The following is a 13,069-nucleotide window of genomic DNA, read 5'->3' on the forward strand; positions in this document are numbered from 1 at the left end:
TTGCTGCGACTAATGTTTACCATATAGGTAATTTTACCTATTAGTGAGATAAAAAAAGCGGATACCCTCTTAAAAGGTACCCACTCCTACTTCATTTCATCATATATACGTTGAAAATCTGTTACTCTTGTTGAACTGTTCAAAAACGCGTCACTCACGATGACAGTTAACAGCTTTTTTTTTAAAGATGGATCTTCTACCTCTTTCAGAATCCAGTTTCTAGTTGCGGATAGAAAATCAAGGTAGGCTTCGTATTTCTCATCAAACTGGCCTTCTAACTGTTCACGAATTTTCCTAGCCAAGGTTGGACTGGCCCCTCCAGTTGAAACAGCCATGCTTAAACGCCCTCGCTTAAAATGGGCTGGTACATGAAAGTCTGACCCCTCAGGATCATCGGCGATTGTGACGAGCTGATGCTCACCTGCCAATGATTTTACCCACTGATTGACTTCTTTGTCAGCGGTCGCTGCAAAAATCAGGAAGGCCTCCTGAAGGTCCTCTGCAGCAATCGCCTTTTGCTTCCAAAGGATCGTCCCTTCTAGCGACAGTCTCTGAATTTCATCTGTTGCACTTGGACTGATGACCACCACTCGTGCGCCCGTGTCAAGCAAACTGCTGATTTTACGCTCAGCCACCCTGCCGCCGCCAACGACGACAACTATTTTTCCATCAAGCCGTACCATAATCGGATAATTTGCGTCCATGCTCCACCTCAGTAGCTCGTTTTTCGAGTAGCGGAATTAATTTCTCATCAAAACCAACGGGGTCGCAAACAAGAAACTCTCCGCTCAGCTTCGCTAATTCATTCTTTATTTTGACGGTATATCCCCCGGAAAACAAGAAATAGGGGAGAATATAAATCCTCTGTTCTGGGAGCTTTGTTGCTGCCTCAAGATAGTAGGGGGCTGTCGTGACAAAAGCGCTATGTACTGTGCATTTTGTTTGCACAGCCAAACCTGAGGCAATCATTAAAAATTCACTCGTTGCCTCCTGCAGCCGGCTTCCATGGCCCACCAATAAGATCGTTTTATCCTCCAGCCCTGAAAAACCTGACTCCTTCAGTCGTGAGACCAGAATATCAACCATGATCTCATCGACGCCTAATGGCTTGCCATAGTGAAAGACGACCTCTGGATAACCTTGACACTCTGTTGGGATATCGATATTGGCATGGATACCGGGTAATAAGAAAATAGGGACAACCGTGATTTCACTTGCCCCTTGCTGGATGCAGGTCGCAATTGCTTGCTGAATAGATGGTTCGGCATGCTCCAAAAATCCATACGTCTTAATCCCACTTGGCGATTGCTCGGTAACTTTTTCTATAAACGAAATAAATGTATCGTTAGCGGCTTGGCGCCTACTTCCATGAGCAATATACATAACCGCCTTCATGCCTAAACGTCCCTCGCTGGATGTTCCATTAAATATTGGAGTAATGCCGCTTTTGTTGGAGTGGCAGGCATTCCCGTTGTTGTAATGCCAGCATTCTCAACAGCAGCTAGCGTTTTGTTCCCCATACTAACTATCTGGCAATTTTCTACTAGCTCACTAACATCGATTTGGCATGCTGCTAGGGATTCCATAAATGGTTCAACTGCTGAGCTGCTAGGAAAAATGATCGTATTGACATCTGCTTCTGCTAGCATTCTTTGAAAAATCGGCAGAAACTGGCGGTCAAGCTCCAGCTTGCTGACCATCAATAAAGACGCTTTTTCAAAGCCCTTTTGCAAAATACGCTCATCTCCGACTACAAGCAACTCCTCATCATCTGGCAGTCCATCAGTCAATTCACCTAGCAATCCTCGTTCATGTAAAGCATTCATTGTTTTACTAGACAGCGCCAAGAAGTCTGCGGTAATTTTGCGAATATCGATGCCTTGTTCAAAGAGCGCGGTGAATAATTCTGACACACTTTCTGGTGAAGTAAAGAGAATCCTGGCAGCCGTTAGCACTTTGGTGCCATCAACCTTCACTATCTTCTTTTTCCACTTTGGAAACTCGATTACATCTGCCCCTTGGGTCTGTAAGGATCTCGCTAAATCACTCGGGCCTGCACTTGTGCGGGCAAGCAAGATTTGCCGGCCGTATAATGGCTTTTTCTCAAACCAGCTAATTTTTTCACGCAGGGAGATGACTTCGCCAACTAAAATGATTGCGGGATTGCTGAACTTAGCTGCCAACACCTTCTCGGCTATATCAGCAAGCGTCCCTTGTAACGTTTTTTGCCGGCCAAATGTGCCCCATTGGATCAACATCACCGGTGTCGAGGCGGGCTTTCCATAGTTGACGAGATTCTCACAAATAAACGGTAGATTTCCAACTCCCATGTAGAATGCTATAGTATCAACGCCACGGGCTAACCCCTCCCAATCTAGGAGCGGCTTACCGTCTTGGGATTTATCATGCGCTGTTACCACGGCAAATGACTCCGCATGCTCCCGATGGGTCACAGGTATGCCTGCATAAAGGGGGGCTGCAATCCCCGATGATATGCCAGGAACCATTTCGAAGGGTATTTCGTAGTCAGCAAGGGCGGCGGCCTCCTCGCCTACTCGACCAAATACGCCTGGGTCGCCGCCCTTTAAGCGAACGACGATTTTTCCCGCTAATGCCTTTTGAACTAAGAGATCATTGATAGTCTCTTGGCGCAAAATATGGCGGTCTGGTAATTTCCCACAATAAATCAGTTCACATTCACTGCTGGCAAATTCCAGTAGTTTCGGATTGGCAAGCCGGTCATAAAGAATGACTTCAGCTTGCTTAATAGCTTCCATTCCTTTTACGGTTATCAAGCCAACATCCCCCGGCCCTGCTCCGACTAAAAATACTTTTCCTGTTTCCATCCTGCAGCCATCCTTCCTCATGCTGAGCTATTTAAAGTACGATAAAAAGAATATCCTCTTTTCTTTCTACCGAATACGTGCGAACCTGTCCTTCATCTGGTGCTTGCACCATACCATCTACAAGTGAAATTTTCCAGTCATAGACAGGACAATAGACAAAGCGGCCACTGACAAGCCCTTCAGAGAGAACACCGCCTTTCGGATGGGGACTACGGTTTTCAAGGGCATACACTTCACCTGATGATAGTTTAAAAAGAGCTATTTCCTTGTCATCTATTTTAATTGAATAACCTGCTCGTTCCTTTAGATTTGCATAATGTGCCACTGGTATCCGAGTTATCGTTTCAATCATTTCGATTCACTCCCGCTTGTGATAGTATGTTTTGCATAGTATTTATCTTGAATTTCTTCATTTTGAATCGCTTCATTCCACGGCTCAATGTACTTCTTCAAGGTTAGATCCATCCGTTCATTTAAGTCCTTACGGGTTTGTTCGTTTGCCAAAACTTCTTTTACATGCTCGAGACCGACTCGCTCTACCCATTTAGAGGTACGCTCTAAATAATTGGCTGTTTCACGATAATATTGCAAATAGGCACCCGTCATTTCCATCACTTCTTCTTGCGTTTTTACGGTACAAAGGAGATCGCCGGGCCGAAGGTCAACGCCGCCATTACCCGCAACGTAAATCTCCCAACCACCGTCAATACCGACGAAGCCGATATCCTTAATGCCTGCTTCTGAACAGTTCCTTGGGCAAGCTGAAACGCCCATTTTTACTTTATGCGGTGTATCCAAGCGTTCAAATTTCTTTTCTAGTTCAATGCCAAGTGCCATCGAATCCTGTGTACCGTAGCGGCAGAATTGCGCACCGACACAGGTTTTAACTGTTCTGAGCGTTTTACCATATGCATATCCTGATGGCATATCAAGCTCTTCCCACATGCTTGGAAGGTCTTCCTTTTTAACTCCGAACAAGCCAATTCGTTGTCCACCTGTTAATTTTACTAAAGGAACAGCATATTTTTCAGCAATTTCCGCAATTTTTTTCAAATCTGCTGCCGTTGTCACTCCCCCATACATTCTCGGCACAACGGAATAGGTTCCGTCCTTTTGAATATTTGCATGCATTTTTTCATTTACGAGACGGGAATCGCGGTCATCCTTATATTCATCCATATAAATCATACCAAGGTAGTAGTTGATCGCCGGACGACATTTCGTACAGCCTTCTTCATTGTTCCAATCAAGGACGTTCATGACCTCTTTCACACTGGTTAAGCCCTTCACCTTGATTTCCGCCACTAATTCCTCCCGACTTACGGTCGTGCAGCCGCAAATGCTTGTCTTTTGGGCTGCGGTTGCATCAAATTGGTCACCTAATGTATGCGCAAGTATGTTACTGACCATTGGTTTACAGCGGCCGCATGATCGGCCGGCATTCGTACAGTGGCTTACTTGATCAAGCGTCGTTAACCCTTGGGCTTGAATTGCTTCCACGATCGCGCCTTTTGTGACGCCATTACAGCCACAGACTAATTCATCATCAGGCATAGAAGCGATATCATCGCTGCTGCTTTCCCCCGAACAAGCTGTTTGAAAAATAGCTACGCCACTGATATCTTCTTTTTTCGTTAACAATCGATATAGTCTTGTGCTGTCCGTTGTGTCACCATATAGAACGATCCCGACAATCAAATCATTTCTTGTCAGTACCCGTTTATAGACACCGTCGTATTCGTTATAGATCATGATCGATTTCGTAGTACCATCTTCAAAAATTTCTCCTGCTGAAAAGAGATCCACTCCCGCCACCTTCAGCTGTGTCCCGGTAACCGATCCTTCATAAGCTTCACCGACTATACCCGCAATGCGGTTGGCCAGTACCTTCCCTTGTTCATATAAGGGCGCCACCAATCCATAGACAATTTCTCGGTGTTCAGCACATTCTCCGACTGCATAAATATGGGGCTCACTTGTTTCCATAAAATCATTGACAACAATCCCGCGGTTAACGTAGATTCCGCTATCTTTCGCAACAGCCGTATTTGCCTTAATCCCGATGGCCATGACGACAAGATCTGTTTCGACCTCAGAACCATCTTTAAAGCGGAGGCCTGTGACATGTTCATCCCCAAGGATTTCCACTGTTTCTTTTTCCATTAAAAAGTTCATGCCCTGTGATTCTAATTCCCCTTTTAGTAAGGAAGAAGCAATCGGATCAAGCTGGCGTTCCATTAGATGCGGCATCAAGTGGACCACATCCACCTTCATCCCAAGGTTTAATAACCCTCTTGCTGCTTCAAGTCCCAGCAATCCACCGCCGATGACAACGGCCTTTTTGTATTGCTTCGATGATTTGATCATCATTTCACAATCTTTTATATCACGAAAGCCTGTTACACCAATTTTGTCTGCTCCTGGTATTGGAAGAATGAAAGAATTCGATCCTGTTGCGATAATTAACTCATCATAATCGACTTCTCGACCTTGATCGCTGATGACATGTTTAGCCTCGCGGTCAATTTTGACCACTGTCTCGCCTGTGTATAATTGGATCTGATTTTCTTGATACCATTCTAGCGGATTAATAATAATATCCTCAAAATTTGTATCGCCTTGTAAAATATTTGATAGCTTAATACGATTGTAGTTTGGATAGGGTTCTTGTCCAAAAATGGTAATCGTATATTTGTCTGGGGCCACTTTCAGAATTTCTTCAATCGCTCGAACCCCTGCCATTCCATTCCCAATCATCACTAATTTCTTCATATTGGCTCGCTCCTAAACGTTTATGTTGATTTACTATCTACTATTTTTCAGGTATTCTCTATAGTTATATTGTAATTTGCTGTCATAAATTAATTTGTGAAGTTCGTCACATATAACCTCTTTTTGTGAATGATTTCACATTATTGTCAAAAAGAAGAGGTGTCAGGCACCGCTCGTGGACATTGTCCACGAACGGTGCCTGACACCCTTTCTACTTTATGCAGGTTGTTTATTCTTTTTCAGCGATGTTTGTAGTTTTACTCGTGCGTTGATAGTTGGAACAAGGATACCGACGATGGCAACAGGGACGAGCTCCCACATTTCGATTGGCGGGGTGATGAGTAGGCCAGACTGCTGGATGGCAAACAGCACAAGGAAGTAGGCAATGCTTCCGACCAGTCCTGCCAGCCAGCTGGTTTTTCTAAACAGTAAAAATGAGAGCGGAATCAAGATTAGTGTTATCGGGACATAGGATGTTGGATAACCTACAGCTGCAAAGATCGCCTTTCCGACAAAACGTAACAAAATGTACAAAGCAGCACCCATTATCGGGATTTTAGCATCACGACAAATTCGAATAATTAGGACGGTTAATAAGACGACCATTAGGACTGAATAAATGGGATAAACATATTCAGGGATGCCGCCAAAAATTTGGGAGGCAGGATCAGAGATTAATTCCAGTATTTCCTGTGATGCGATCGATTTCCCATGAATGTATTGATCATAAGAGATAGCCCCATTTTCCTGCTGCATATTCGGGAACATCAAGCATTCGAGTAAGAACATCGCAAACCATGTATGCATGGACTTCCAGCTGGGCTGGATATTCCGGGTATACAGGAAGTAGCCGCGCCAAACGCCGAGAATCATTATATCTGTGGCAATATAATAAATAAAATGGGTTGGACTCCAGGTCGTTAAATCGATTCCATAGGCGATATGGTAGGTAAAATCTAAGGGAATGCCAATTAAGAATAGAACATAGCCAATCGTAATGAGGTTCCTAGAGAATTTATCCATATAATGCGCGCGGCGCCACTCCTTATAGAGTAAGTAACCTCCTAAGACAAATCCCAATGTATTGACAATATGCGGGATGGAATATTCCTCAAACAAATATTTAAAATGATAAGAAGCATCCCAAGCAGAACCGATAAATTTTAATAAAAAGGCAAGCACCCATAAACGGTAATATTTCACGATATCATCCTCTCTACATTGATAACCATAACCGCTCCGTGCCAAAGTGTTTCTCTCTTATCCTAATAGGTCAAAGGGATCACCAAAAATGGCTATCAGAATATAGTTTATGACTAAAGCAATAGCAAAGGTGATTCCAGTCACACGGACATTTTTTTGCGTAAATAATTTATAGATAAAGGCAATTCCTAAGCTGACAACAACGATGTTACAGGTTAAAAAGGTCCAAAGTAAACTTTCACTGTGCTCTACGGCTGTAACATGAAATAAGTATAATGGGATCAACTGCGTAATTCCTCCAAGTATAACGTTTAATGAACTAGGCCAGATGCTAGAGCGACAATGAACATGAATAGTAACATCGCAGCCTTTTGATAAATAGTTCCTTTTTATCTTGCTTCTAATCTTATCATAGGTAATAAGGGAATTTACATAAAATTCTTGCATTGATTCTATCAGGTAATGTACATTAAGGTGGACTGACTATGCTTTGAAAGGAGAATGGCCTTTGAAATATTTTGCTGTTATCTTCCTTCTTTTCAGCTCTGTATTACTATCCGCATGTAACTCCATAAAAGTCCCAAAATCAATGGCAGATCATAAAATGAGTGCAATCCCAACGAATGTGGTCCCTACCCAGTCAGCATGGATATTTCCAGATCACCCGAAGGCGAAAGAGAAAACCCCCATTTCTATTTTAATAAAAGATAAATCCGGTCAACCGATCAAGTCCTTTGAGACGGTTCATGAAAAAAAGATGCATTTATTCATTGTCAGTAAGGATTTAGCTTATTTTTCTCATATCCATCCAAAATATAAAGGAAACGGACAATTTGATATTACTACCACTTTCCCAGCGGGAGGTGACTACAAGCTAATTGCTGATGTTACACCTAAAGGGGGCGGTGATAGTAGTATAGAGAGTCATTGGCAGTATGTGGGGGGGGAGGCAGCAAAGGAAGTACCCCTTGTTCCAGATCAGGAGCTTACTAAAGTGGTTGACGGAAAAAAAGTATCACTCACATTTACTGAACTTACAGCAGGCAAGACGTTACATATGACCTTCACGATTAATGATGCTAAAACCAATCAGCCGATTAAAAATTTGCAGCCCTATTTAGGTGCCATGGGTCATACCGTCGCCATGAGTGCAGATACCGAAAATTACTTACACATCCATCCGATGACAACAGCTGAGAATGGACCAATAGTGATCTTTATGACTATTTTCCCCAAACCAGGGATCTACAAGATTTGGGGGCAATTTAAGCATAATGATAAGGTCTTCACCGTACCATTTGTGATCGACGTTCCAAAAAAATAGATTCAAAAAACCCTCCTCAAATTGAGAAGGGTTTTTTGGGTGCTAAAATTAATACATTTCTGAAGTTGTCTTCGCTTGCATGTGAAGAAGCAAGTAGTCTGGTCCGCCCGCTTTAGAGTCAGTTCCGGACATATTGAAGCCACCAAATGGCTGATACCCAACAATGGCACCCGTACAAGAACGGTTGAAGTAAAGGTTCCCGACATGGAAATCCTCACGTGCTTGTTCTTGATGTGCACGGTTCTTTGTGATTACCGCACCTGTTAATCCGTACTCTGTATTGTTGGCAATTTCAATTGCTTTCGTAAAGTCTTTTGCCTTTGTGAAACCAACTACAGGGCCAAAGATTTCTTCCTGCATAATCCGGGCTGTAGGGGAAAGATCAGCAATAATTGTCGGTTTGATGAAGTATCCTTTTGAATTATCCCCTTCACCACCAGTCATTAATTTACCCTCGCCTTTACCAATTTCAATGTATTCCATGATTTTGTTAAAGGCATTAATATCATTTACAGGTCCCATAAATGTCCCTTGCTCAGTTGGATCTCCAACTGTCAATTGATTGGTTAATTCCACAGCGCGATTTAAGACTTGATCATAGACGTCTTCTACAATGACGGCACGTGAACATGCTGAACACTTTTGACCGGAGAAGCCGAATGCCCCTGCTACAATTGATTGTGCAGCAAGTTCTAAATCTGCTTCACTATCCACAACAATAGTATCTTTACCGCCCATTTCTGCAATCAAACGTTTCATCCAAACTTGTCCTGGGTTTACTTTTGAAGAACGGTCGAAAATACGAAGGCCGACATCACGAGATCCTGTAAAGCTGATGAAACGAGTATCTTTATGGTCAACTAAATAGTCACCCACCTCAGCACCGCTACCTGGTACAAAGTTTAATACGCCTTTTGGTAATCCCGCTTCTTCCATGACTTCAACAAATTTCGCTGCAATAATCGGCGTTGTTGATGCTGGCTTTAATAGGACAGTATTACCAGACACGATAGCCGCTACGGTTGTTCCTGCCATGATAGCAAAAGGGAAATTCCATGGCGAAATAATAACACCAACGCCAAGTGGAATATAGTCATATCGATTAAATTCATTTGGTCTGCTTTGAACTGGGACACCATCTTTAAGTGCTAGCATTTGACGGCCATAATATTCAAGGAAGTCAATACCTTCAGCTGTGTCAGCATCTGCTTCTCTCCAAGGTTTACCCGCTTCTTTTGTCATTAATGCCGAAAACTCATGCTTACGGCGGCGAATAATGGCAGCAGCCTTAAAGAGGACATCTGCACGTACTTCTGGTTTCGTTTTTTTCCACGTTTTAAAAGCTTCCACTGCTGCTTGCATCGCTTTTTCAGCAAGTTCTTGGTTAGCTTTGGAAACCCGGCCAATTACTTCTTCTTTATTTGATGGATTATAGGAAACGATTTTATCTTCTGTAGTGATTTTTTCTCCGCCAATCACAAGGTCATAATCCTGGCCTAAATAGCCCTCAACCGTTTTTAGTGCTTGAAGATAGGCTTGACGATTGTCTTCCACTGAAAAATCTGTAAATGGTTCGTGCTTATAAGGTTGTATCATTTCTAAAACCCCTCCTACGTATGTATAAAACGTTTTCACCCATAATCCATTCTACAGGAATCATTTCCGAGTATCAAATGAAATGCGGAAGCTCCCTCGCCTGTCTCAGTAAAACAAAAAGAACTGGCATGTGCGCCAGTTCTTATTGATAAATATGAACGAATGGTTCCGTTTCATCCGCTTTTTTGACAATTAGTGCTTCTGGACCATCAACAGAGGTAATACTTACGGAAACGGACAAATACTTAGGGAAATGCTCCATCACTAAACCTGTCACATATTGGGAGAATCCGATTCCTTCTGATTTCCCGTAGAATTGAATTGGAATCGTAATATTCATATCCTGCAGCTGATCACCAATATAAAATGCCCTGCCAATTACACCGTTAAAATTCGGAAAGTACTCTTCCACATCCTGCTTGAAATTTGCGAATGAAATCGAATCATCACGGTGATCATTTTCGGCATCCGTCGAAGGAAATAAATAGTATTTCTCATCTACCTTTTCCCAATCATTTAAGCTTGTACTTCCTTTATCGACTGTGGAATAAGTGAAAAATGTACCAGGCACCACAGATGATTTGCTTTGTTGTTCAAATAAAGCAACGGTGATTGGGATATCCTTCAAATCTTTCATTGCACGAATTCGTTTTACTACTTCTTCAGCCATTTTCTTTCCTTCTTTTTCTACTTCAGCAAAAGGAAGCTTTTGTTCTAACGTATCACCATCAGGAACTAACTTATAGTAATAGATAGAATTCATGGCGAGGCCAATCGTTATTCCTGCAAGGGTGACATTTCCTTTATCATCCTTTGTTAAGTAGTCATGTTCTAAAATATGGGCCAAATAAATTGGTGCTGTCGGGGCTGCTCCAGCTGCACTAGTATCAACTGGATTTAGTCCGATATTATCAGCAGCCTTTATATTGTTTGCCGTAAGCTGGGCATCTGTATATTTTCGGCTGAGCCACTGTTTAACCGTTTCTGCTTTAATTTTCTGACCTTCTTGAAAATAAAATTTCTCTGTATCAAAGCTGTTCTGGGCAATGCGCATTAAGCCCATTTCAAACTCGTTTAAATCATATCTTGTATTAATATTATTGACGACCAATCCCCGTGCTTCCCCTGGTTTAAAGGGGAGAATAGTACGGTAATAATTGTCGGAAATATTATAATTAGGAATAATCGCCTTCCCTTTCGTTTTCTCCTCTGTTTGGACGGTATCATTTTGCTTTTGGAAATTCGGTGCACAAGCACTTAGCAAAAAGACAAGGGAGAGAGCGACTACTGAGAACTTTTTCATCTCAAATCACCTCTTATTTATTTAATTCTACTAAAAGCTTCTCCTCGTCCCACACTTCAATCCCCAGTTCTTGCGCCTTGGCTAACTTAGAACCAGCATCTTCTCCCGCGATGACGAGATGTGTTTTTTTGCTCACACTGCCCGCCACATTGCCACCAAGTGCTTCAATTCTTTCCTTAGCTTCATTGCGGGATAACTGCTCAAGCTTACCAGTCAGAACGACCGTTTTTCCGGCAAAAACACTATCAGATTCCTCAGCGGAAACGGGCCTTGCTCCTTTATACTCCATATTGACACCTACAGTGACGAGTTCCTGAATAAGATCTTGAGCTTCGTCCTGTTCAAAAAATGACACAATCGAATCGGCCATTTTATCACCAATTTCATCAACAGCCACTAATTCCTCTTTTGAAGCTTGTGCCAGCTGCCCCATTGAATGAAATTGCTGGGCTAGCGTTTTTGCCGCCTTCGCCCCAACATGACGAATGCCAAGACCAAATAGCAATTTATCAAGCGAATTTGCTTTGGAGGCTTCAATCGCCTTTAACAGATTAGTAACAGACTTTTCACCCATTCTTTCTAGGGCTAGAAGTTGCTCACGTGTAAGCTTATAAATATCGGCCACATCGGTGATTAATTTTTCAGCAAAAAGTTGACTAATGACCTTTTCCCCAAGCCCATCAATGTTCATGGCATTACGGGAAACAAAGTGAATCAGTCCTTCACGAATTTGCGCTGGACATTTAGGATTAATACACCGTAAGGCGACTTCTCCTTCAAGCCGGATCAGCTCACTTTCACACTCGGGACAATGGGTTGGCATATGGAAATCGACTTCATTTCCGGTCCGCTGATCAGCCAGTACATTGACCACTTCTGGAATGATGTCGCCTGCTTTTTTAACGACGACTTTGTCCCCTATTTTAATATCTTTTTCACGAATTAAATCCTCGTTGTGTAACGACGACCGCTGTACGGTTGTTCCTGCCACTTTCACAGGCTCAAGAAGTGCAGTTGGCGTGATCACACCTGTTCTGCCCACACTTAACTCAATATCTAAAAGAGTCGTGACAACTTCTTCAGCCGGAAACTTGTAAGCAATCGCCCAGCGTGGGCTCTTTGCTGTTGTACCGAGCACTGCTTGTTGTTCAAGCGAATCGACCTTGATAACGATTCCGTCGATTTCATAAGGCAGGTTCGGTCGTTTTTCAACCCAGCCATTGACATACTCAAGGACTTCCTCAATGGTTGCACATGTTTGCCGTTCTTTATTGGTTTTAAAGCCAAGATGGTCCAAATAATGAAGTCCTTCACTATGGGCCCCTACTTCAATCGCTTCAGGATTCCCAATTCCGTATAGAAACACATCCAGCTTTCTTGATGCAGCAATTTTCGGATCGAGCTGTCTTAGTGAACCAGCAGCCGCATTTCTTGGATTTGCAAATAGTTCCTCGCCTCGTTCTTCTCTCACTTTATTTAGCAATTCAAACGAACGCTTAGGCATATAAGCTTCACCACGAACCTCGATGGAAACCGTTTCCCGTAAACGAAGCGGTACTGAATGGATCGTTTTCAAATTTGCCGTTATATCTTCACCAATGGAGCCATCTCCACGGGTTGCACCTTGAACAAATAAACCATCTTCATATCGTAATGAAACCGCCAATCCGTCTATTTTCAGCTCGCACACATAGGAAAAGTCCTCCCCAACAGTTTGACGGATTTTACGGTCAAAATCCCGTAAATCTTGTTCGTTAAAGGCATTGCCCAAACTTAGCATTGGGGTACGATGCTCGACTTTTTCAAATAAGTCTAGGATCGCACCACCGACACGAACAGTGGGGGAATCTGATGTTTTTAATGCTGGGAATTTTTCTTCGAGCTCCAGCAGTTCATTCATCAGTTTGTCATATTCGGCATCTGGGACTGACGGTTTGTCCAGCACATAATAATCATAGCCATATTGATTTAATAGGCTTTTTATTTCATTGATTTTCAACTCAGCCATTTGAAGGTCCATATATC

11 protein-coding genes are annotated in these 13,069 nt (G+C 42.7%); 1 reads left to right on the forward strand and 10 read right to left on the reverse strand.

The window, feature by feature from the left end:
• Positions 1 to 86 precede the first annotated feature (86 nt).
• From TY15_RS13090 to TY15_RS13120, 7 genes are all read right to left on the reverse strand, one after another.
• Positions 87 to 704 carry an NAD(P)-binding protein gene (locus tag TY15_RS13090; RefSeq protein ID WP_040205389.1) on the reverse strand — a complete coding sequence of 206 codons (618 nt, stop codon included), beginning with the start codon at positions 702 to 704 and terminating at the stop codon, positions 87 to 89.
• On the reverse strand, positions 670 to 1,395 hold the full coding sequence (locus TY15_RS13095; RefSeq protein ID WP_040205392.1) for a sirohydrochlorin chelatase: 726 nt from the start codon (positions 1,393 to 1,395) through the stop codon (positions 670 to 672). The genes TY15_RS13090 and TY15_RS13095 overlap by 35 nt, the downstream gene beginning before the upstream one ends.
• A 2-nt stretch (positions 1,396 to 1,397) precedes the next feature.
• Positions 1,398 to 2,846: a uroporphyrinogen-III C-methyltransferase gene (cobA, locus tag TY15_RS13100; protein ID WP_040205394.1), complete on the reverse strand. Its 1,449-nt coding sequence runs from the start codon at positions 2,844 to 2,846 to the stop codon at positions 1,398 to 1,400.
• Between the two features lie 31 nt (positions 2,847 to 2,877).
• Positions 2,878 to 3,198: a nitrite reductase small subunit NirD gene (gene nirD, locus TY15_RS13105; RefSeq protein WP_040205395.1), complete on the reverse strand. Its 321-nt coding sequence runs from the start codon at positions 3,196 to 3,198 to the stop codon at positions 2,878 to 2,880.
• Complete coding sequence (nirB, locus tag TY15_RS13110; RefSeq protein WP_040205397.1) at positions 3,195 to 5,618, reverse strand: nitrite reductase large subunit NirB; 2,424 nt, start codon at positions 5,616 to 5,618, stop codon at positions 3,195 to 3,197. The genes nirD and nirB overlap by 4 nt, the downstream gene beginning before the upstream one ends.
• A gap of 216 nt (positions 5,619 to 5,834) precedes the next feature.
• A complete protein-coding gene (locus tag TY15_RS13115) occupies positions 5,835 to 6,821 on the reverse strand; it encodes a hypothetical protein (protein WP_142305365.1) in 987 nt (328 codons plus the stop codon).
• Positions 6,822 to 6,878: 57 nt separating this feature from the next.
• On the reverse strand, positions 6,879 to 7,106 hold the full coding sequence (locus TY15_RS13120; RefSeq protein ID WP_040205401.1) for a hypothetical protein: 228 nt from the start codon (positions 7,104 to 7,106) through the stop codon (positions 6,879 to 6,881).
• 223 nt (positions 7,107 to 7,329) lie between these two features.
• Between TY15_RS13120 and TY15_RS13125 the strand changes: the two genes are divergently transcribed.
• Entirely contained in the window at positions 7,330 to 8,145 is an 816-nt protein-coding gene (locus tag TY15_RS13125) for a hypothetical protein (protein ID WP_040205404.1), read from the forward strand.
• Positions 8,146 to 8,193: 48 nt separating this feature from the next.
• Here the strand turns inward: TY15_RS13125 and pruA are convergent, their stop codons facing one another.
• The 3 genes from pruA to ligA all read right to left on the reverse strand — a co-directional run bounded on the left by pruA (position 8,194) and on the right by ligA (position 13,064).
• Positions 8,194 to 9,741, reverse strand: a complete 1,548-nt coding sequence (pruA, locus tag TY15_RS13130; RefSeq protein ID WP_040205405.1) for an L-glutamate gamma-semialdehyde dehydrogenase — start codon at positions 9,739 to 9,741, stop codon at positions 8,194 to 8,196.
• A gap of 142 nt (positions 9,742 to 9,883) precedes the next feature.
• Entirely contained in the window at positions 9,884 to 11,044 is a 1,161-nt protein-coding gene (locus TY15_RS13135) for a CamS family sex pheromone protein (protein WP_040205407.1), read from the reverse strand.
• Positions 11,045 to 11,057: 13 nt separating this feature from the next.
• A complete protein-coding gene (ligA, locus tag TY15_RS13140; RefSeq protein WP_040205408.1) occupies positions 11,058 to 13,064 on the reverse strand; it encodes an NAD-dependent DNA ligase LigA in 2,007 nt (668 codons plus the stop codon).
• Positions 13,065 to 13,069 lie beyond the last annotated feature (5 nt).

Origin of the sequence: Neobacillus jeddahensis, from assembly GCF_000612625.1 — a bacterium.
GTDB lineage: Bacteria > Bacillota > Bacilli > Bacillales > Cytobacillaceae > Neobacillus > Neobacillus jeddahensis.